Genomic DNA, 20267 nt, shown 5'->3' with positions numbered 1-20267 from the left:
GGGGACGCGCAATGGCTCGCATGGCGTCCGGGCCTGTACTATGTAGATATCAACCGGTTCAGCCTCCAAAGGGCCGGATTCGAGGTCAAACCGGGGCCGGGAAGCGCCGCGTGAGTATTCCGAACATCATTACCCTGGGCCGCATCATGCTGGTCCCGATCATTGTCTGGGCCATCGTGTCGAGCCAAATGGAAGTGGCATTCGCCGTGTTCCTCATTGCCGGCATCAGCGACGCCGTCGACGGTTTCCTCGCCAAGCGCTTCAACATGACGAGCGAACTCGGCGCCCTGCTCGACCCGCTCGCCGACAAGGCGCTCCTCGTCTCGATCTACATCTCGCTGGGCATCTGGGGCGACATCCCCCGCTGGATCGTGATCCTGGTGGTGTCCCGCGACATCATGATCGTCGGCGCGGTCATCGTGTCCTGGCTGTTCGACCGGCCGGTCGAGATGAAGCCGTCGAAAGTGTCCAAGCTCAACACGGCGGCCCAGGTGTCTTACGCGGCCCTGGTGCTGGCGGCGCTTGCCTTCGGCTTCAGGCCGGCCCCCTATGATATGATCCTGATGGGCTTCGTCACGATCTTCACGCTGTCCTCGGTGTCGCTTTATCTCGTCGAGTGGCTGCGGCACATGAGCACGATCGAGGCCAAATGAGCCGGGATACGGCCCCGCAAAAGGCCAACTTCCGCTCGATACGTCCAACCTTCGTCATCAAGGCCGGCACGCCGGCATGGAGCAAAGCAAGCGTGGCAGGCCGCGTTCACCCCCGACAATTGGCGTTTTCGCTTCCGCATGCGGAGAGCCTGAGCCGGGACAATTTCCTCGAGGGCCCCGCCAACGCCGCCGGCCTCGCCTTGATCGACAGCTGGCCGGAATGGCCGAACCGGATCATGTGGCTCGCCGGCCCCGAAGGCTCCGGCAAGAGCCACCTCGCCGCCATCTGGGCCGACGAAGCCGGAGCCCGGTCGACCACCGCCAATGCGCTGACGGCAGCTGCCGTTCCCGGCGCGCTCGCCACCGGCGCGCTGGTGGTCGAGGATCTCAAGGCGAAGGAGTTCGACGAACGCGCGCTCTTTCACCTGATGAATCTCGCCCGCGAAGACGAGGGCTACATCCTCTTCACCGGACGCGAGGTCCCGGCCGCGCTGGATATCGAGCTTCGCGACCTGCGCTCGCGCCTGCGCGCCGTGCCGGTGGTCAGCCTGCTGCCGCCCGACGACCAGCTCTTCCGTGGTCTGATCGTCAAGTTCTGCACCGACCGTCAGCTCAACATCGACGAGAGCGTGGTCAGCTACCTCGCCACCCGCCTGGAACGATCCTCGGCCGCCGCCCGGCACGCCGTCGACCTGCTCGACAGCGAAGCCCTGCGGCTCGGCCGGCCCGTGACCCGGGCCCTGGCCGCCGAGTTGTTACGCGACACCTGACCTGCCCGGCCCCCTCAAGGCCGCTTGACGCGACGCGGCGGCGGAACATCAATGTCATCGAAACGTCATCGCACTAACACATGCTCTCGCCGGTTTTGCGCATAAGTCGCAAGGTGAGGCGAACTGGATGGATCGACTTCTGATGGAATCAGCGCAAGCCGTTGAAACTAAAGATAAAGACTCGGAAGCTGAAGGTCTGCCGGCGATCGCCTCCAGCCCCGAGCGATTCATCAACCGCGAGCTCTCCTGGCTGCATTTCAACCGCCGCGTCCTGGAGGAGTCGGTCAATCCCAACCACCCCGTGCTGGAGCGGGTGCGATTCCTGTCGATTTCGGCAAATAACCTTGATGAGTTCTTCATGGTCCGCGTGGCCGGCATCAAGGCCCAGGTACGCGAGGGGATTGCCGAACGCAGCCCCGATGGCCTGACGCCGTCGGAACAGCTGGCGCTCATCAACCGCACCGTCTCCCAGCTGGCGTCCGACCAGCAAGCGATCTGGGGCGAACTGCGCGGCACGCTGGCCGACGTCGGCATCGTGCTGGTCGACGGCAAGGACGTCACCAAGGCGGAACGGACCTGGATCGAGGATTACTTCCTCAACAACGTCTTCCCGCTGCTGACGCCGCTCGCGATCGACCCGGCGCACCCGTTCCCGTTCATCCCGAGCCTCGGCTTCACGATCGCGCTGCAGCTCACGCGCGCCGCCGACGGCAAGCAGATGAACGCGCTGATCCGCATGCCCGGCAAGATCGATCGCTTCATCCGTCTGCCGAACGAAGGCAAGGTGCGGCTGATCTCGCTTGAGCAGGCGACCGGGCTGTTCATCAACCGCCTGTTCCCCGGCTACAATCTCCACGGCCAGGGCGCCTTCCGCATCATCCGCGACTCCGAGCTCGAAATCGAGGAAGAGGCCGAAGACCTCGTCCGCCTGTTCGAGACCGCGCTGAAGCGCCGGCGCCGCGGCTCCGTGATCCGCCTCGAGATCGATGCCAAGATGCCCGAAGAGCTGCGCAGCTTCGTGCAGCACGCGCTGTCGGCCGCCGACGACGAGGTGTTCCTGGTCGACGGCGTGCTCGCCATGAACGAGCTGTCGCAGCTGACCCGGCTCGACCGGCCCGACCTCGAATTCACGCCTTACGTGCCGCGGCACCCCGAGCGCGTGCGCGAGCATGGCGGCGACATCTTCGCCGCGATCCGGCAGAAGGATCTCGTCGTCCATCACCCCTACGAGTCCTTCGACGTCGTGGTGCAGTTCCTGCAGCAGGCCACGCGCGATCCCGACGTCGTCGCGATCAAGCAGACGCTCTACCGCACCTCCAACAACTCGCCGATCGTGCGCGCACTCGCGGAAGCCGCCGAAGCCGGCAAGTCCGTCACCGCGCTGATCGAGCTGAAGGCGCGCTTCGACGAGGAAGCCAACATCCGCTGGGCGCGCGACCTCGAGCGCGCCGGCGTGCAGGTCGTCTACGGCTTCCTCGAATTGAAGACGCACGCGAAGCTGTCGATGGTGGTGCGCCGCGAGGGCGGCAGTCTCACCACCTATGTCCACACCGGCACCGGCAACTATCACCCGGTCACAGCGCGCATCTACACCGACCTCTCCTACTTCACCTCGGACCCGACCATCGGCCGCGACGCCGCGCGCGTGTTCAACTTCATCACCGGTTATGCGGCACCGAGCGATTTGGAGAAGATGGCGGTTTCGCCGCTGACCCTGCGCAAGCGCATCATCGAGCACATCCAGGGCGAAACCGCGCATGCGCGGCACGGCCGCCCCGGCGCGGTCTGGATGAAGATGAACGCGCTGGTCGATCCCGACATCATCGATGCGCTCTACGAGGCCTCGCAGGCCGGCGTCCAGGTCGAGCTCGTGGTGCGCGGCATCTGCTGCCTGCGGCCGGGCATTCCGGGCCTGTCGGAGAACATCCGCGTCAAGTCGATCATCGGGCGCTTCCTGGAACACGGCCGAATCTACTGCTTCGGCATGGGTCAGGGACTGCCGAGCACCAAAGCGGCTGTGTATATCTCGTCCGCCGACATGATGCCGCGCAATCTCGACCGCCGCGTCGAGGTGCTGTGCCCGCTGCAAAATCCCACGGTGCATCAGCAGGTTCTCGAACAGATCATGGTCGCGAACCTGAAGGACAACGAGCAGAGCTGGCAATTGTTGCCGGACGGGTCCTCAACGCGTATGAAGGCCGCGAAGGGCGAGGAGCCTTTCAACGTCCACAACTACTTCATGACAAATCCGAGTCTGTCTGGCCGTGGAAAGTCGCTCAAGGAATCCTCACCGCGCCGTCTCACGCGCCGGAATGAACGTCATCAATCCTGATCGGGGATCGCCGAGGTGACGCGTCCGCGCAAGCGCGGCGCGAGCGTCGCTGTCATCGACATCGGTTCCAACTCGGTCCGTCTCGTCGTCTACGAGGGGCTGGCGCGCAGCCTCATTCCGATCTTCAACGAGAAGACGCTGTGCGGCCTGGGGCGCGAGGTGCAGAGCACCGGCCTGCTCGCGCCCGACGCCGTCGACAAGGCGCTGACCTCGCTGAAGCGGTTCCGCGCGCTGTGCCGCGTGATGCAGGTCGGACGCGTCTTCGCGATCGCGACCGCCGCGTGCCGCGACGCCTCCAACGGTCCCGACTTCATCGCGAAGGCCGAGCGCATCTGCGCCGTGAAGATCGAGATTCTGTCGGGACAGCGCGAGGCGCGGCTGTCCGCGCTCGGCGTGATCTCGGGCATCCATCATCCGGACGGGATCGTCGGCGACCTCGGCGGCGGCTCGCTCGAACTGATCGACGTGCGCAAGAACAGCGTGCGCAGCGGCGTGACGCTGCCGCTCGGTGGCCTGGCGCTGCAGGACCTCGCGCACAAATCGCTCAAGCGCGCCGACCGCATCGTGCGCGAAGAGCTCGACGGGGTGCCGCAGCTCACCGCAGGTCCCGGCCGCACCTTCTACGCGGTCGGCGGCACCTGGCGCGCGCTCGCGCGCATCCACATCATCCAGAGCGGCTATCCGCTGCAGGTGATGCATGGCTATTCGATTCCGGCCGCCGAGGCTCTCGACTTCGTGCGCCGCCTGCGCCGGCTCGCGGCGACCGACATGCTGGCCGACATCGAGGTCGTCGCCGACGCGCGCCGCCCTCTCCTCACCTATGCCGCGCTCGTGCTCGAGCATATCATCCGCGTAGCGCGGCCGAAGACCATCGTGTTCTCGACCTTCGGCGTGCGCGAAGGCCTGCTGCATGAGAAGCTTCCGGAGTCCGAACGCGCCAAGGATGGACTGATCTGCGCCGCCGAGGAGCTCAACCAGCTCTTGTCGCGCTCGGCACGGCACGCCCGCGAGCTGATCGCATGGACCGACCGCCTCGCCCGCGTGGTCAAGCTGCGCGAGACCGAGGAGGATCGTCGCCTGCGCCACACCGCCTGCCTGCTGTCCGATATCGGCTGGCGCGTGCATCCCGACCATCGCGGCGAGCAGACGCTGAGCCTCGTCGTCAACGGCAATTTCGGCGCGATCACCCACACCGAACGCGCCTTCGTCGGCCTGTCCGTATTCTATCGCTATGCCGGCCTCAGCGAGGAAAACCAGCCGCCGGTGACCATGCAGGAGCTGCTGACGCCGGCGCAGCTCGAACGAGCCCGCCTGCTCGGCGCGGCGTTCCGCGTCGCGCATCTGATCTCGGCGGCCCGGCCGGGCGTGCTGCCCGCTACGCATTTCCGCAGCCAGGGACGAAAGCTGATGCTGGTGTTCGAGCATCGGCTCGTCGATCTCGTCGCCGACCGCGTCGGCAGCCGGTTCCGCCAGCTCGCACGCCTGATCGGCCGCTCCGGTTCGATCGTGAGGCGCTGACCTGCCCCGCGCCACAGTGCGCGGAGCTCCGCCCGGTGCGAGCAGCCGAAGCGTATTCTCGATTCTGACGAGAGCTTATTCCGCCGAGGCCTTGGCGTGATGCTCGGACGCCTCGAGCGCGGCCTGGCTGAGGCTGCGCCGGCGCCAGATCGAGCCGACGACCAACACGACGATGACACCGAGCGCGGCGCAGAGATACTCGCCGCCTCCGCCGCCATGGGCGAATTGCGGAGGAATGCGCAAATTCGCGAGCATCGAATCCAGTGAGGCGCCGAAGGGGCCGTCGAACAGCGCGTGCAGCTTCGGCTCGACGCCGGGATCGGTCGCGATCACCTCGCCGGCGATCCAGCCGAGCAACGCCGCGCCCGCCCAGACCAGGATCGGCAAGCGCGAGAGCAGCGCCATGATCAGCGCCGCACCGGCGACGATCAGGGGAACGCTGATGGCAAGGCCGAGCACCAGAAGCGGCACGCTGCCATTGGCAGCCGCAGCCACCGCGATGACGTTGTCGAGGCTCATCACGATGTCCGCGACGACGACGATCTGAACCGCCTGCCACAGGTGGGAAGCCGACGCGACGCCGTCCTCGTCTTCCTGCTCCGGCACCAGCAGCTTGGCCGCGATCACGATCAGCGCGAGACCGCCGACCAGCTTGAGGTACGGCAGCTCCATCAGGCTGGCGACGATGCCGGTGAAGATGATCCGCAGCAGCACGGCCGCGCCGGCGCCGAGAATCATACCCCACAGCCGGTGCCGCGGCTTCAGGCCACGACAGGCGAGCGCGATCACCAGCGCGTTGTCGCCGGAGAGCAGGATATTGATCCAGATGATCTTGCCGACTGCGATCCAGAACGTGGGCTCGGCCATTTCATTGCGGAACTGGGTGAAGAACGATCCGATCGTGGCCGGATCGAAGATCTGCCAGAGCCAGTTCACAATGAGTCCTTTCGCCCCGTCGTCTCAAAGCATGGTCCCGAAAGCACGCAGCTGCTCTCCGGACGGATCATGCTCAAACAATAAACCAAAGCGCGGTGAGATTCACCGCGCCCTGGTCCGGCTGAAGGATCAGCCGACGATCTCGTTGCCCGAGAAGAACTGCGCGATTTCGATCGCGGCGGTCTCGGGAGCGTCCGAACCATGCGCCGAGTTCTCGCCGATCGACTTGGCGTAGAGCTTGCGGATGGTGCCGTCGGCGGCCTTCGACGGATCGGTCGCGCCCATCGCCTCGCGATACTTGGCGACCGCGCCCTCGGCTTCGAGGACCTGCACGACCACCGGGCCCGAGGTCATGAATTCGACGAGTTCGCCGAAGAACGGGCGGGCCTTGTGAACGGCGTAGAACGTTTCGGCCTGCTCCTTGGTCATGCGGATGCGCTTCTGGGCGACGATGCGCAGGCCGGCCTTCTCGATCACGGCGTTGACCGCACCGGTCAGGTTACGCGCGGTCGCGTCGGGCTTGATGATCGAGAAAGTGCGTTCGATGGCCATGATCTTGTCCTTGAGGAAAAAGCGGGTGGTTTGGAGTTGCGGGGCTTATATCGGCGCCGTTGCGGAACGGCAAGCGACCGCCCGAGCGCCCCAACAGACGCTTCGCCGCAGGACCGACGGTCCTCTCGATTTCGGCATGGATTACAGCAATTTCACCCAGATGAACCCATTCTGAAGCCCCTGTCAGGGTTTGGTTCAGCCTCACGGAGATAGGGTGCGAGCCATCGAAACGAAAGCCTGCTCATGAGGCCCACCGTTTCGGCGGCCTTTCCATCGACGCGCAGGCCCGCGCCGGCAGTTTTGAGGAGATCACCATGTTGAGGAAACTTTCGCTTGCCGCAGTCGCCGCGGTCGCGCTGGGTGCCGCGCTGGCACCGACCTCCGCCTCCGCTCACTGGCATGGCGGCTGGGGCTGGCACGGCGGTGGCTGGGGCCACGGCTACGGCTGGGGCGCGCCTCGCTTCTATGTCGGTGGCCCCGTCTCCTACGGTTATGGCGGCTGCTACGTGCGCCGGCTGGTCCCGACCCCCTGGGGACCCCGTTGGCGGCTGATCAACCGCTGCTACTGAGCCCGACAGCACCTTCCTGCGGTACCTTCCCCAAGGTACCTTCCAAGCAAAGCCCCGGCCTTCCCCCCGCCGGGGCTTTGTATTTGAGCGAATATCGCGGCTTTCATACAATTTTTACTAGAATGCCACCCATTCCCCATTGGGGGCGAAACCATTTTGGGGGCCAAGGACTTGGTACCGTGTCGTCACCTTGAAAACACGGAACCTCGTCATGACCGGCCTCTTCGCCAATGACAGCAACCAAATCGACCGGCACACCAGCCGATCGATTTGCGATGCCGTAGGCGAGCGGCTTCAGCAGAGCCTCCGGCCCGAGCCCCGGCTCTCGTCGCAGCTCGAGCATCTCCTGAACGAGCTCAAGAAGCGCGAAGGCAACCCGCCCCGCTGACCGGCCCGGAAAAACGGGTTGCGTTTGGACCCGGCTGCGGTGACAAGGCCGCATGCTTTCCATCACCGACCTCACGATCCGCCTCGCCGGACGCCTTTTGATCGACCAGAGCTCCGCGCAGATCACGCCCGGTTCGCGGGTCGGTCTGGTCGGACGCAACGGAACCGGCAAGTCGACGCTTTTCAAGGTGATCCGTGGTGAATTGGCGGCCGAGCATGGCTCGGTCACGGTGCCGCCGCGCTGGCGCGTCGGCAGTCTCGCGCAGGAAGCCCCGAATGGTCCGGAGAGCCTGATCGAGGTCGTGCTCAGGGCCGATCTCGAGCGTGATGCGCTGCTCCGCGAAGCCGAGAGCGCAGCCGACCCGCACCGCATCGCCGAGATCCAGACCCGCCTCGTCGACATCGACGCGCATTCGGCGCCGGCCCGCGCGGCCGCCATCCTCTCCGGCCTCGGTTTCTCCGCCGCCGACCAGGCGCGCCCCTGCGCAGAGTTTTCCGGCGGCTGGCGCATGCGGGTGGCGCTCGCGGCGACGCTGTTCGCGGCCCCCGACCTCCTGCTGCTCGACGAACCCACCAACTATCTCGACCTCGAAGGCACGCTGTGGCTCGAGGATCACCTCGCCCATTATCCGCGTACGGTGATCGTGATCAGCCACGACCGCGATCTCCTGGAAAGCTCGGTCGACCAGATCCTTCACCTGGAGCGCGGCAAGCTCACGCTCTATCGCGGCACCTACTCCTCGTTCGAGGAGCAGCGCGCCGCGCGCGAACTGCTCGACGCCAAGCAGGTCAAGCGCCAGGAGGCCGAGCGGGCGCGCCTGCAAGCCTTCGTCGACCGTTTCAAGGCCAAGGCCTCGAAGGCGCGCCAGGCGCAGTCGCGCGTCAAGATGCTGGAGCGGCTGAAGCCGATCACGGCCTTGGTGACCGAGGACGTACGCGAGATCAGCTTTCCCGCGCCGGAGAAGATCCTGTCGCCGCCGATCATCGCCGCCGACAACGTGTCGGTGGGCTACGATCCGGCGACACCGGTGCTGGGTCGCGTCACGCTGCGCATCGACAATGACGACCGCATCGCGCTGCTGGGCGCCAACGGCAACGGCAAATCGACGCTGGTGAAGCTGCTCGCCGGCCGGCTGGCGCCATTCTCCGGCAGGGTCACCCGCGCCGACAAGCTGTCGATCGCCTATTTCGCGCAGCACCAGCTCGACGAGCTCAACGAGGACGCTTCCGCCTACGACCACGTCCGCAAGCTGATGGGCGATGCGCCCGAGGCCAAGGTGCGCGCGCGCGCAGGCGCTATCGGCTTTTCCGGCAAGGCGGCCGACACCAAGGCGGGCAAGCTGTCGGGCGGCGAGAAGGCGCGCCTCCTGCTGGGACTTGCGACCTTCTACGGCCCGAACATGATCATCCTGGACGAGCCGACCAACCATCTCGATATCGACAGCCGCGCCGCGCTCGCCGAGGCGATCAACGAATTTCCCGGCGCCGTCATCATGGTCTCGCACGACCGCTACCTGATCGAGGCCTGCGCAGACCGGCTCTGGATCGTCGCCGACCGCACCGTGACCAACTACGAGGGCGATCTCGACGAGTACCGCCGCCTCGTGCTGTCGTCACGCAACGCGGACGCCACTCCGCGCGAGCGCGGTGCAGGGAACGAGAAACCGCAGCGCGCGCGATCGGACAATCGCGGCTCGCTGAGGAAGCGCATCGTGGAAGCGGAAGCCGAGATCGCCCGCGTCAGCGAGATCATCGCGAAGATCGACACGGCGCTCGCCCTGCCCGACATCTTCACCCGCGATCCGAAGCAGGCCGCGCAACTTTCGAAAGCACGCGCCAACGCCGCGGATGCGCTGACGCGCGCCGAAGAGCAATGGCTGGAGGCCAGCACGGAATTCGATGAGGCGGCGAGCTAGCGCGTGCTGCGCCGCATCCCCGGCACGTGAATGACTAGGCCGCCGACTTCTTCTTCGCCTTGGGCTTGGCCGGCTTCGGCACGACCTGAGGTTCCGGCGAGGCTTCGATCGAGGACAGGCGGCCGGCCGTGAACGTGTAGATGCCGGCGCGCGGGCCGGTCGTCCAGGTGATCACGGCGACGCGCCTGCCGGCCGCATCATTGGATAGGTTGACATTCGACGGCGCGCCGATGCCGCGCACCACGTCGCATTCGGCATGGCCGAGCGCGACCGTGCCGCCGACCGGCGCAGGCGCCGTCGTCGACGCATTGGCATCGGCAGGTCCGGGGGGCGGCGCCATGCCGGGGCAAGCGCCGTCGGCGCTGACCAGATCCTCCGGCGCCACCGGCTTGTCGGGGGTCAGCGGCGGAGATTCGATCGAAATGTTCTTGATGAAGAGGCGGCCGGGCCTCTGGAACCAGTCGGCATCCTTCGACAGCAGATCGGAGCCGCCCGAGCAGCCCGCCATCAGGGGCGCTACGGCAGCCAACGCAACTAGGAGCGACCTGGGAAGCTTTTGATGTCGCACGATAAACTAATTTCCCCGCGTGAAGGACGAGCCCTAAGCGATTGTCCCAACATCACTTTGCGGCACGAAGGTGGCCAAAGCCAGCATCGCGCGAAAAGTGCAAATTATCATTAATTGCGAACGATCGCTAATTTCGCCGTTGCCAGCGGCCTCGTTCATCGGCCTGCCAATAGGTGACCTCAAATCCCCTCGCCTTGCAATCCGTCCAGGCGCTGCGGGCCTGGGCCAGCGCGTCCGGGTCGTCGCCATTGAACAGCAACACCATGCGCTCGTAGCTCGGGGAGTCCTGCGGCAGCGCCGCGTTGTCGACCAGGAAACGCACATGGGCACCGTTCGGATTGTCCTCCTCAATCGCCAGCACGATCGGCTGCTCGGCTGCATCGTTCACGCGCCAGGTCGCGTGCGGCAGGAACGAATCGTCGCGATAGGTCCACAGATGCGCATCGAGCGCGTCCGCTCGCTCCGGCGACGTCGACTGCACGACGACGCGCCAGCCGCGCTCCAGCGATTTCTCGAGAAGCGGCGGCAACACGTTCTCCACCGTCATGTTTTGCAGATGGTAGAACAGGACCTCAGTCATTTGCGCTCGTAATGGTCCGCGACCAGCCGATCGAGCAGGCGGACGCCATAGCCGGATCCCCAGCTCTGGTTGATGTCGGTCTTCGGCGCTCCCATGGCGGTACCGGCGATGTCGAGATGCGCCCAGGGCGTGCCGTCGACGAAGCGCTGGAGGAACTGAGCCGCGGTGATCGAGCCGCCATGACGGCCGCCGGTGTTCTTCATGTCGGCGAACTGGGAATCGATCAGCTTGTCGTATTCGGGGCCGAGCGGCATGCGCCAGACCTTCTCGCCGCTCTCGAGCCCGGCCGTCAGCAGCCGGTCCGCGAGCTCGTCATTGTTGGAGAACATGCCGGCGTGCTCGGTCCCGAGCGCGACCATGATCGCACCGGTCAGCGTCGCCAGATCCACCATGAACTTCGGCTTGGTCTTCTTCGCGACGTACCAGAGCACGTCGGCCAGCACGAGGCGGCCTTCCGCGTCGGTGTTGATGATCTCGATGGTCTGGCCCGACATCGAGGTGACGATGTCGCCCGGCCGCTGCGCGTTGCCGTCCGGCATATTCTCGACGAGGCCGATGGCTCCGACCACATTGGCCTTGGCCTTGCGCGCGGCGAGCGCATGCATCAGGCCGACGACGCAGGCGGCTCCCCCCATGTCGCCCTTCATGTCCTCCATGCTGCCGGCCGGCTTGATCGAAATGCCGCCGGTGTCGAAACAGACGCCCTTGCCGACGAAGGCGACCGGTGCCTCGCCCTTCTTGCCGCCGTCCCAGCGCATGATCACCGTGCGGCTCGGCCGCGCCGAGCCCTGGCCCACGCCGAGCAGAGCGCCCATGCCGAGCTTCTGCATCGCCTTGACGTCGAGCACCTCGACCTTGACGCCGAGCTTACGGAGCAGGCTCGCGCGGCGCGCGAACTCCTCGGGGAAAAGCACGTTCGGCGGCTCGTTGACGAGGTCGCGCGCGATGATCACGCCGTCGACGACGTGACCGGCCGACGCGAAAGCCCGTTTGGCCGAAGCGACATCGCCCACCGCGAGCGCGACGTCGGCGTTCAGGCTGCCCTCCTCGCCGTCCTTCTTCTTCGTCTTGTAGCGGTCGAACTTGTAGACACGCAGCCGCAGGCCGGAAGCGATCGCGACCGCCTGCTCGCTCGTCATGGCACCGTCGGGCAGTTCCGCCATGACGCTCATGGCACCGGATCCGGGCCGCAGCCTGCTCGCCGCGATGCCGCCGAACTTGAGGAAATCGTTCGCCTTCAGGCCAGCGGCCTTGCCGGCGCCGATGACAATCAGGCGAGTCGCCTTCAGACCCTCCGGCGCCAGGATGTCGAGCACGGCGCCGGTCTTGCCCTTGAAGGCGGCGGCGGAGGCCGCCCGTTTCACGATATCGGCAGATCCGCCCAGGGCCTTCGCCGTTGCCGGACCGAGCTTCAAACCGTCGTCGCAGAACACGACCAGGATGCCACGGGGGGCGGCGGCAAGCGGGACAAAGCCGACCTTGATGGCATCGGACATGAGTAACTCCTTCAAAAGATAGGGCTTTCTTCCAATCCAAGGTCCCCGCCGGGGATCTCGACTGAACGGCGATTCATCGAACTTCGCACACTATGGGCCAGAGGCCCGGCGGATGCCAAGCACCCCAAGTGGCCCGAACGCCACAACAAGCGAAATATTAACCTTATATTGAGGGTGCCACGGACCGGCCATTTTGTTGACGGATCAAAGGGATGGTAGTGAGAGACTAAGCCGCTGGAAGAGGTGGCTGGACGATCCTTGGGGATCCCCGTTCGGGGATGGGTCGGACGGTCAAATTCCGGATCTACGTTGGGGTCGAGTGGGGATTCGTGCGGTAGCGCATGGGGTCGATCGATAGGTATATCTTCCGCACGACGCTCGCGTCGTTTGCGCTGGTCTTGGTCAGCCTCACCGGCGTGATCTGGATTACGCAGGCGTTGCGCGGCATCGACCTGATGACCAGCCAGGGTCAGACCATCCTCACCTTCCTCGGCATCACCAGCCTCGTCATTCCGGCGCTCGTCCTGATCATCTCGCCGATCGCGCTGATGATCGCGATCTCGCACACGCTGAACAAGCTCGCGACCGATTCCGAGATCATCGTGATGAATGCCGCCGGCTTCTCGCCGTTCCGGCTGTTCTATCCGTTCTTCTACGCCACTTGCGTGGTGGCGCTGCTGGTGGCCTTCATCGCGGCCTATCTCGCGCCCGACGGCATGCGCCGGATCAAGCAGTGGGATGCCGAGATCACCGCCGACGTGCTCACCAACATCCTCCAGCCCGGCCGCTTCGCCCAGCTCGACAAGAACCTCACGATCCGGATTCGCGAGCGTCAGCCGGGCGGCATTCTCGCCGGCATCTTCATCGACGACCGCCGCGACCCGAACGAGCGCGTCTCGATCGTCGCCGAGCATGGCGAAGTCGTGAAGAACGACAACGGATCGTTCCTGGTGCTGAAGGACGGAAACCTGCAGCGCTTCGAGGCCGGCAAGCGCGATCCCGCGCTGGTCGCGTTCGGCCGCTATGGCTTCGACATGTCGAAGTTCTCCAACCAGGGCCACGACGTCACCCTGGGCATCCGCGAGCGTTATCTCTGGGAGCTTTTCTCGCCGTCCGAAGACGACCCGGTCTACAAGGCGGTCCCCGGGCAGTTCCGCTCCGAGCTGCATGACCGCATCATGGCGCCGATCTATCCGTTCGCCTTCGCGGCCCTGACCTTCGCTTTCCTCGGCGCGCCGCGCACGACGCGCCAGAGCCGCAACTTCTCGATCGGCGGCTCGGTGCTCGCGGTGTTCGGCCTGCGCATGGCGGGCTTCGCCTGCTCGGTGATGGCGGTGAAGTCGCCGGCTGCCGCCGCCATTCAGTATGCGATGCTGGCAGTCGCGATCGGTGCCGGCATCTGGATGATCGTCGGCGGCATCGTGGTCGAGCCGCCTCCCCGCCTCATGGAGGCCATCAACAAATCGAACGCGCGCATCGCGCGGCTGTTCGGACGGCCGGCCACCGCATGAGCATGCTCACCAACACACTCGGGCGCTATTTCGCCGGCCGCTTCGTCGTCGCCGCGCTCGGCGTGTTCGCGAGCATCTTCCTGCTGCTCGTGCTGGTCGACTACATCGAGATGGTGCGCAAGACCTCGGGCCTGGCGTCCGCCTCCGCGATCATGGTGGCCGAGACCTCGCTGTTCCGTGTGCCGCAACTGCTCGAGAAGCTGACGCCGTTCTGCATGCTGATCGGCGCCATGACCTGCTATCTCGCCCTCTCCCGCCGCCTCGAACTCGTGGTCGCCCGCGCCGCCGGGATCTCCGCGTGGCAGTTCATCTCGCCGGCGCTCGGCAGCGCGCTCCTGATCGGGGTGATCGCCACGGTCGCCTACAATCCGATGTCGGCGAATCTGCGCGAGCTCTCCAAGCGCATGGAAGCCGAGCTGTTCGGCTCCGCGCCGGGCGGCGGCATCCAGGACGCCGCGGGCTTCTGGCTCAATCAGGTCACCAATGACGGCCAGGTCATCATCAATGCGGCCCGCAGCGAACAGCAGGGCATCCGGCTGACCGGACTGACGCTGTTCCGCTTTGACACAGACTGGCATTTCAAGGAGCGGATCGAGGCGCGCGAGGCGACGCTGGAGAACGGCCACTGGCTGTTCAAGACCGTGCGGCGGTTCTCGCTGGACGCGCCGCCCGTCGATCAGGCGCAGCTCACGATTCCCACGACGCTGACCGAGGCGCAGGTCCGCAACAGCTTTTCCACACCCGAGACTGTGTCATTTTGGCAACTACCGAGCTACATCCGCTCTTCGGAGAGCTCGGGCTTCGCGACAGCCGGATATCGACTCCAGTATCACAAGCTGCTGGCACAGCCGTTTTTGCTCGCCGCCATGGTGATGCTAGCGGCGTCCGTGTCGTTGCGCTTCTTCCGGATGGGCGGCGTACAGAAGATGGTTTTGAGTGGCGTGGGCGCAGGCTTTCTGCTCTACGTTCTGTCGAAAGTGACTGAAGACTTGAGCAAGGCTGAGTTGATGCATCCGATCGCTGCGGCGTGGTTGCCCGTGGTGGTGGGCGGCCTCACCGGCTTTTTAGCCTTGCTGTATCAGGAGGACGGATAGTGACGGCCGTCCGCCGAGGACCCGTGTCTCGTCTGGCGCGGCGCACAATGGTGCGCGCGAACGGGATCGGTTTGCCCGTACGCAGGCTGCTGCTCGCCGTCGCCGCCGCGGTATCGCTTGCCGGCCTGATCGACGTTGCCGCCGTGATGCCGGCCGGCGCGCAGAGCTTCACCTACAATCCCCTGCCGCCGCGTCCGAAGCCGCCGAAGGTGGCCAACGACAACCAGATGCTCGTGCAGGCGACCGAGGTCGACTACGACTACAACAACTCGCGCGTCTCGGCGGTCGGCAACGTCCAGCTCTTCTACAACGGCACCAGTGTCGAGGCCGATCGGGTCATCTACGACCAGAAGACCAAGCGCCTCCATGCCGAGGGCAACATCCGGATGACGGATGCCGACGGCAAGATCACCTATGCCGAGATCATGGATCTGTCCGACGATTACCGCGACGGATTCGTCGATTCGCTGCGCGTCGACACCGCGGACCAGACCCGCATGGCCGCAAGCCGCGCCGACCGCTCCAGCGGCAACTACACGGTGTTCGAGAACGGCGTCTACACGGCTTGCGCGCCGTGTAAGGACGATCCGAAGAAGCCGCCGCTCTGGCAGGTCAAGGGTGCCCGCATCATCCACGACCAGCAGGAGAAGATGCTGTATTTCGAGACCGCGCAGCTCGAATTCTTCGGCGTCCCGCTGGCCTACATCCCCTATTTCTCGACGCCCGACCCGACCGTGAAGCGCAAGACCGGCTTCCTGATGCCGGGCTTCACGTCGAACACGACCTTTGGCTACGGCGTCGAGGTTCCGTTCTACTGGGCGATCGCGCCCGACATGGACATGACCTTCAACCCGCGCATCACGTCCAAGCAGGGCGTGCTGATGCAGGCCGAATTCCGCCAGCGCCTGATGGACGGCGCCTACCAGATCCGTGTCTACGGCATCGACCAGCTCGACCCCGGCCAGTTCGCCGGCCAGCCGGGCGACCGCCAATTCCGCGGCGCCGTCGACACCAAGGGCCAGTTCGCCCTGAACGACAAGTGGGTCTGGGGTTGGGACGGCGTCCTGATGTCCGACTACTATTTCTTCTCGGACTATCGCCTGGCGCAGTATCGCGACCCGCTCGGGTCGTTCCTGAACCTGCCGACCGACGCGCTGTCGCAGCTCTATCTGACCGGCGTCGGCAATCGCAGCTTCTTCGACGCGCGCACCATGTACTGGCTGAGCTACTCGGGTAACCAGAACCAGGTGCCGATCGTCTATCCGGTGATCGACTACTCGAACGTGCTCAACTATCCGGTCTTCGGCGGCGAGTTCAGCTACAAGACCAACTTCGTGAACCTGTCGCGCGACACCGCGGCGTTCGACCCGATCACGACGATCGCCAACACCAACAGCCTGTGCACGACGACGTCGGCCGACCCGCTGGCGCGCACGCCGGCGCAGTGCCTGATGCGCGGCTTCCCCGGCACCTACACCCGCCTCACGGCCGAGGCGCAATGGCGCAAGTCCTTCACCGATCCGTTCGGCGAGATCTGGACTCCGTTCGCCATTCTCCGCGCCGACGCCGTCAATTCGTCGGTCTCCAACCAGCCCGGCGTCTCCAACTACCTGCCCGTCGGCGACACCCAGGCGCTGCGCCTGATGCCGACCGTCGGTCTGGAGTATCGCTATCCCTTCATCAACGTTCAGCCGTGGGGTTCGACCACCATCGAGCCGATCGCGCAGGTCATCATCCGGCCGAACGAAACCTATGCCGGCAAGTTCCCGAACGAGGACGCGCAGAGCATGGTGTTCGACACGTCGAACCTGTTCAGCGTCGACAAATTCTCCGGGTACGACCGCGTCGAAGGCGGCGGCCGCGCCAATGTCGGCGTGCAGGCCACCACGCAGTTCGACAGGGGCGGCGCCGTCAAGGTGCTGTTCGGCCAGTCCTACCAGCTGTTCGGCATGAACTCCTACGCGGTCCAGGACTCCATCAATACGGGTCTGGATTCCGGCCTCGACAAGCCGCGGTCCGACTACGTCGCGAGCGCGAGCTATTCGCCCAACAGCACCTATACGTTCAGCGTCCGCTCCCGCATGGATGAGCAGACCTGGAACGTTCAGCGTTTCGAGGCCGAAGGCCGCGCCAACTTCAATCGCTGGTCGATCAGCATGATGTACGGCAACTACGCGCCGCAGCCCGAGCTTGGCTATCTGACGCGCCGCGAGGGCATCCTGACCTCCGGCTCGCTGAAGGTCGCCGCCAACTGGGTGGTGACGGGTTCGGCGCGCTGGGACCTCGAGGCCAACAAGATCAACCAGTATGTGCTCGGCGCCGGCTATGTGGACGATTGCTTCGTGCTGGCGGCGAACTATGTAACTTCCTATAGCTACTCCGCGGGCTCAACGCCCCCCGTGCTGAGCCACGCGTTCATGTTCCAAATCGGCCTGCGCACGCTGGCGACCTCGACGGGGTCCAGCAATTCCGCCGGCCTCCAGTGAACCGTCTGAAGTGCCGGTCGCGTTGGCCCGATCGCAGGGTTCAACTCGGCTGACTTGCGAGCGACAATCATGACGACCTCTTTGCCTGTCTTCCGCCTCCTCTCCGTCGCCCTCGGCGCCGGATTGCTCCTGATCGGCGCGCCGACGCCGTCCCGGGCGCAGAACATCGTCGTCATGGTCAACGGCGATCCGATCACCGATTTCGACATCGAGCAGCGCTCCAGGCTCGACCAGCTGACGTCGCAGAAGGCGCCGGCCCGGCAGCAGGTCATCGACGAGCTGATCGACGACAAGCTCAAGCTCAAGGAAGGCAAGAAGTTCGGCGTGGACCCCGGTGTCTCCGACATCGACCAGTCCTACGCGGGCATGGCGCAGCGCATGCGCGTCTCCCCGGACCAGCTCACCAAGTCGCTCGAGGTCAAGGGCGTCCGCCCGGAGACGCTGAAGAACCGCATGAAGGCCGAGATGGTCTGGACCAGCCTCGTCCGCGGCCGCTACAAGGAACGCCTGCAGGTCGGCGAGCGCGACGTGGCCGCCGCCGTGCAGGCCCAGGGCGGCGAGAAGCTCCAGATCGAAGGCACCGAGTACAAGATGCAGCCGATCGTCCTGATCGTGCCGCGCGGCTCGTCGCAGGCCTTCATGGAGACGCGGCACAAGGAAGCGGAGACCTACCGATCGCGCGTCACGAGCTGCGACGAGGCCAATTCGCTGTTCCGCTCGACGCCGAACGCCACCATCCGGGAGACCGTCACCAAAACCACCGCGGACCTGCCCGAGGCGCTGCGCAAGGTGCTCGACGACACGCCGATCGGCCATCTGACCGCGCCCGAGGTGACCAAGCAGGGCATCGAGATGGTCGTGTTGTGCGCGCGCAAGCCGACTATGATCGACACGCCGAAGAAGCGCGAGATCCGCGAGAAGATGTACTCCGAGAAGTACGAGAAGACCCAGAAGACCTATCTCGAAGAGATCCGCAAAGCGGCGATGATCGAATACCGCAACCGCTGATGGCCAGGTCCGTCACACAGCCTTCGACAAGGCCCCTCGCCCTCACCCTGGGAGAGGCCGCCGGCATCGGCCCCGACATCACGATCGCGGCCTGGCTCAGGCGTCGTGAACTGGACCTGCCCGCCTTCTATCTGCTCGGCGACGAGGCCCTGGTCACCCGCCGGGCCAAGGCACTCGGCGCCGACGTGAAGATCGCCGGTGTGAGCGCGGACGACGCCGAAGCCGCTTTCGCCGATGCGCTCCCCGTGGTCGCGACCGGCGAGCGCGCGACGGCGGGGCCCGGCAAGCCCGACGGAACCAGCGCTCCGGCCGCGCTCGCCTCGATCCGCCAGGCTGTCGCCGACGTCCGCGCGGGGCGCGCCGGCGCCGTCGTCACCAATCCGATCGCCAAGAGCGTGCTCTATCGCGCCGGCTTCCGCCATCCCGGCCACACCGAATTCCTCGCCGAGCTCGCCGCGCAGGACGGCCACGTGCCGCAGCCCGTGATGATGCTGTGGTCGCCGCGGCTCGCCGTGGTGCCGGTGACGATCCACGTGTCACTGCGCGATGCGCTCGCCGAGCTCAGCGGCGAGCTCATCATCTCGACCGTTCGCATCGTCGCTGCCGAGTTGAAATCCCGCTTCGGCATCGCCGCGCCGCGGATCGCGATCTCCGGCCTCAATCCGCACGCGGGCGAAGAAGGCTCGCTCGGGCACGAGGAGCAGACCATCATTTCGCCCGCCATCAAGGTGCTGCGCAACGAAGGCATCGACATCAAGGGCCCGCTGCCGGCCGACACCATGTTTCACGAGGCCGCGCGCGCCGCCTACGACTGCGCGGTGTGCATGTATCACGACCAGGCGCTGATCCCGATCAAGACAGTTGCGTTCGACGACGCGGTCAACGTCACGCTCGGGCTGCCCTTCGTCCGCACCTCGCCCGATCACGGCACCGCGTTCGACATCGCCGGCACCGGCAAGGCCAATCCGGCAAGCCTGATTGCGGCGCTCAAGCTCGCGAGCCGCATGGCGGCCGCAAGAAGCTGATGAGCGCGATCGACGACCTCCCGCCGCTTCGCGAGGTCATTCGCCAGCATGGCCTGTCGGCCCGCAAATCGCTCGGCCAGAACTTCCTGCTCGACCTCAACCTGACCGCGCGCATCGCGCGCGCGGCCGCGCCGCTGGACGATTGCACCATCGTCGAGATCGGGCCGGGTCCGGGCGGCCTGACACGCGCCCTGCTCGCACTCGGCGCCAGGCGTGTCATCGCGATCGAGCATGACGAGCGCGCCATTCCTGCCCTGCAGGATATTTCCGCGCGCTATCCCGGCAGGCTCGACATCGTGCATGGCGACGCCATGACCTTCGATCCCCGGCCGCGGCTCGAAGGCCAGAAGGCCAAGATCGTCGCCAACCTGCCCTACAACATCGCGACGCAGCTCCTGATCAACTGGCTCACGATCGAACCCTGGCCGCCCTGGTATGCGATGATGGTGCTGATGTTCCAGCGCGAGGTCGGCGAACGCATCGTGGCGCGCGAGGACGAGGAGGCTTACGGCCGTCTCGGCGTGCTCGCCAACTGGCGCGCGGAGACCAAGATCCTGTTCGACATCGCGCCGGCCGCTTTTGTGCCGCCGCCGAAGGTCACCTCGTCGGTCGTGCGCCTGGTGCCGCGCGCGGATCCCCTGCCCTGCGATCGCCGGATACTCGAACAGGTCGCGGCGGCCGCCTTCGGGCAGCGTCGCAAGATGCTGCGCCAGAGCCTGAAATCCCTCGGTGTCGATCCGGCGCGGCTTGCGCAGGCGGCGGGCGTCGATGCGACGCGGCGCGCGGAGACCATTCCGATCGCGGGCTTTGTTGCCATGGCGCGTGAATTGGCCGATATACGAGACGAGACCTGATAATGGAAATTT

General features: G+C 65.7%; 18 protein-coding genes. 13 read left to right on the top strand and 5 right to left on the bottom strand.

Translation table 11 applies throughout. The features are described 5' to 3' along the window. The first annotated feature begins 110 nt into the window (after positions 1 to 110). From QM712_RS11460 to ppx, 4 genes are all read left to right on the top strand, one after another. Positions 111 to 653 carry a CDP-alcohol phosphatidyltransferase family protein gene (locus QM712_RS11460; RefSeq protein ID WP_415023206.1) on the top strand — a complete coding sequence of 181 codons (543 nt, stop codon included), beginning with the start codon at positions 111 to 113 and terminating at the stop codon, positions 651 to 653. A 92-nt stretch (positions 654 to 745) separates the two neighbouring features. Then, positions 746 to 1423, top strand: a complete 678-nt coding sequence (locus tag QM712_RS11455; RefSeq protein ID WP_415023227.1) for a chromosomal replication initiator DnaA — start codon at positions 746 to 748, stop codon at positions 1421 to 1423. A 142-nt stretch (positions 1424 to 1565) separates the two neighbouring features. Next, positions 1566 to 3755, top strand: coding sequence for an RNA degradosome polyphosphate kinase (locus QM712_RS11450; protein WP_415023205.1), 2190 nt, complete (start codon positions 1566 to 1568; stop codon positions 3753 to 3755). Positions 3756 to 3770: 15 nt separating this feature from the next. Continuing rightward, positions 3771 to 5273 carry an exopolyphosphatase gene (gene ppx / locus QM712_RS11445; RefSeq protein ID WP_415023204.1) on the top strand — a complete coding sequence of 501 codons (1503 nt, stop codon included), beginning with the start codon at positions 3771 to 3773 and terminating at the stop codon, positions 5271 to 5273. 75 nt (positions 5274 to 5348) lie between these two features. Here the strand turns inward: ppx and QM712_RS11440 are convergent, their stop codons facing one another. Together QM712_RS11440 and ndk are read right to left on the bottom strand one after the other, a co-directional pair. Then, the gene (locus QM712_RS11440; RefSeq protein ID WP_415023203.1) at positions 5349 to 6209 is read right to left on the bottom strand and encodes a TerC family protein; all 861 of its coding nucleotides are present in this window, start codon (positions 6207 to 6209) and stop codon (positions 5349 to 5351) included. A 129-nt stretch (positions 6210 to 6338) separates the two neighbouring features. Next, on the bottom strand, positions 6339 to 6761 hold the full coding sequence (gene ndk, locus QM712_RS11435; protein ID WP_415023202.1) for a nucleoside-diphosphate kinase: 423 nt from the start codon (positions 6759 to 6761) through the stop codon (positions 6339 to 6341). 314 nt (positions 6762 to 7075) lie between these two features. Here ndk and QM712_RS11430 point away from each other — a divergent pair, with 314 nt between their 5' ends. The 3 genes from QM712_RS11430 (at position 7076) to QM712_RS11420 (ending at position 9633) form a co-directional block, all read left to right on the top strand. Next, positions 7076 to 7330, top strand: a complete 255-nt coding sequence (locus tag QM712_RS11430) for a sulfur globule protein precursor (RefSeq protein WP_415023201.1) — start codon at positions 7076 to 7078, stop codon at positions 7328 to 7330. Positions 7331 to 7541: 211 nt separating this feature from the next. Beyond that, positions 7542 to 7718 (top strand): hypothetical protein, encoded by a 177-nt coding sequence (locus QM712_RS11425; RefSeq protein WP_415023200.1) that lies wholly within the window; start codon positions 7542 to 7544, stop codon positions 7716 to 7718. A gap of 52 nt (positions 7719 to 7770) precedes the next feature. Beyond that, complete coding sequence (locus tag QM712_RS11420) at positions 7771 to 9633, top strand: ABC-F family ATP-binding cassette domain-containing protein (protein ID WP_415023199.1); 1863 nt, start codon at positions 7771 to 7773, stop codon at positions 9631 to 9633. A 34-nt stretch (positions 9634 to 9667) separates the two neighbouring features. Here QM712_RS11420 and QM712_RS11415 read toward each other — a convergent pair whose 3' ends face one another. The 3 genes from QM712_RS11415 to QM712_RS11405 form a co-directional block, all read right to left on the bottom strand. Further along, positions 9668 to 10162: a hypothetical protein gene (locus tag QM712_RS11415; protein ID WP_415023198.1), complete on the bottom strand. Its 495-nt coding sequence runs from the start codon at positions 10160 to 10162 to the stop codon at positions 9668 to 9670. A gap of 166 nt (positions 10163 to 10328) precedes the next feature. After that, positions 10329 to 10781 carry a DNA polymerase III subunit chi gene (locus QM712_RS11410; RefSeq protein WP_415023197.1) on the bottom strand — a complete coding sequence of 151 codons (453 nt, stop codon included), beginning with the start codon at positions 10779 to 10781 and terminating at the stop codon, positions 10329 to 10331. Then, positions 10778 to 12277, bottom strand: coding sequence for a leucyl aminopeptidase (locus tag QM712_RS11405; protein ID WP_415023196.1), 1500 nt, complete (start codon positions 12275 to 12277; stop codon positions 10778 to 10780). Before QM712_RS11405 ends, QM712_RS11410 begins: the two co-directional genes overlap by 4 nt. Before the next feature lie 341 nt (positions 12278 to 12618). Between QM712_RS11405 and lptF the strand changes: the two genes are divergently transcribed. The 6 genes from lptF (at position 12619) to rsmA (ending at position 20255) form a co-directional block, all read left to right on the top strand. Next, the gene (lptF, locus tag QM712_RS11400; protein ID WP_415023195.1) at positions 12619 to 13788 is read left to right on the top strand and encodes an LPS export ABC transporter permease LptF; all 1170 of its coding nucleotides are present in this window, start codon (positions 12619 to 12621) and stop codon (positions 13786 to 13788) included. Then, complete coding sequence (gene lptG / locus QM712_RS11395) at positions 13785 to 14882, top strand: LPS export ABC transporter permease LptG (RefSeq protein WP_415023194.1); 1098 nt, start codon at positions 13785 to 13787, stop codon at positions 14880 to 14882. The genes lptF and lptG overlap by 4 nt, the downstream gene beginning before the upstream one ends. Then, complete coding sequence (locus QM712_RS11390) at positions 14882 to 17368, top strand: LPS-assembly protein LptD (protein ID WP_415023193.1); 2487 nt, start codon at positions 14882 to 14884, stop codon at positions 17366 to 17368. Before lptG ends, QM712_RS11390 begins: the two co-directional genes overlap by 1 nt. A gap of 69 nt (positions 17369 to 17437) precedes the next feature. Beyond that, positions 17438 to 18376: a SurA N-terminal domain-containing protein gene (locus QM712_RS11385; protein WP_415023192.1), complete on the top strand. Its 939-nt coding sequence runs from the start codon at positions 17438 to 17440 to the stop codon at positions 18374 to 18376. Beyond that, positions 18376 to 19401 carry a 4-hydroxythreonine-4-phosphate dehydrogenase PdxA gene (gene pdxA / locus QM712_RS11380; RefSeq protein ID WP_415023191.1) on the top strand — a complete coding sequence of 342 codons (1026 nt, stop codon included), beginning with the start codon at positions 18376 to 18378 and terminating at the stop codon, positions 19399 to 19401. Before QM712_RS11385 ends, pdxA begins: the two co-directional genes overlap by 1 nt. Next, on the top strand, positions 19401 to 20255 hold the full coding sequence (gene rsmA / locus QM712_RS11375; protein ID WP_415023190.1) for a 16S rRNA (adenine(1518)-N(6)/adenine(1519)-N(6))-dimethyltransferase RsmA: 855 nt from the start codon (positions 19401 to 19403) through the stop codon (positions 20253 to 20255). Before pdxA ends, rsmA begins: the two co-directional genes overlap by 1 nt. The last annotated feature ends 12 nt before the right edge of the window (positions 20256 to 20267 follow it).

Source organism: Bradyrhizobium sp. (assembly GCF_047605465.1).
GTDB lineage: Bacteria > Pseudomonadota > Alphaproteobacteria > Rhizobiales > Xanthobacteraceae > Bradyrhizobium.
This window is presented reverse-complemented; position numbering and strand designations above follow the sequence as displayed.

Excerpts from the sequence above, each read along its gene's own strand:
- QM712_RS11450 (WP_415023205.1), top strand. The coding sequence starts at position 1,566 with ATGGAATCAGCGCAAGCCGTTGAAACTAAAGATAAAGACTCGGAAGCT.
- ndk (WP_415023202.1), bottom strand. The coding sequence starts at position 6,761 with ATGGCCATCGAACGCACTTTCTCGATCATCAAGCCCGACGCGACCGCG.
- QM712_RS11430 (WP_415023201.1), top strand. The coding sequence starts at position 7,076 with ATGTTGAGGAAACTTTCGCTTGCCGCAGTCGCCGCGGTCGCGCTGGGT.
- QM712_RS11425 (WP_415023200.1), top strand. The coding sequence starts at position 7,542 with ATGACCGGCCTCTTCGCCAATGACAGCAACCAAATCGACCGGCACACC.
- QM712_RS11420 (WP_415023199.1), top strand. The coding sequence starts at position 7,771 with ATGCTTTCCATCACCGACCTCACGATCCGCCTCGCCGGACGCCTTTTG.
- QM712_RS11410 (WP_415023197.1), bottom strand. The coding sequence starts at position 10,781 with ATGACTGAGGTCCTGTTCTACCATCTGCAAAACATGACGGTGGAGAAC.
- QM712_RS11405 (WP_415023196.1), bottom strand. The coding sequence starts at position 12,277 with ATGTCCGATGCCATCAAGGTCGGCTTTGTCCCGCTTGCCGCCGCCCCC.
- lptF (WP_415023195.1), top strand. The coding sequence starts at position 12,619 with ATGGGGTCGATCGATAGGTATATCTTCCGCACGACGCTCGCGTCGTTT.
- lptG (WP_415023194.1), top strand. The coding sequence starts at position 13,785 with ATGAGCATGCTCACCAACACACTCGGGCGCTATTTCGCCGGCCGCTTC.
- QM712_RS11385 (WP_415023192.1), top strand. The coding sequence starts at position 17,438 with ATGACGACCTCTTTGCCTGTCTTCCGCCTCCTCTCCGTCGCCCTCGGC.
- pdxA (WP_415023191.1), top strand. The coding sequence starts at position 18,376 with ATGGCCAGGTCCGTCACACAGCCTTCGACAAGGCCCCTCGCCCTCACC.
- rsmA (WP_415023190.1), top strand. The coding sequence starts at position 19,401 with ATGAGCGCGATCGACGACCTCCCGCCGCTTCGCGAGGTCATTCGCCAG.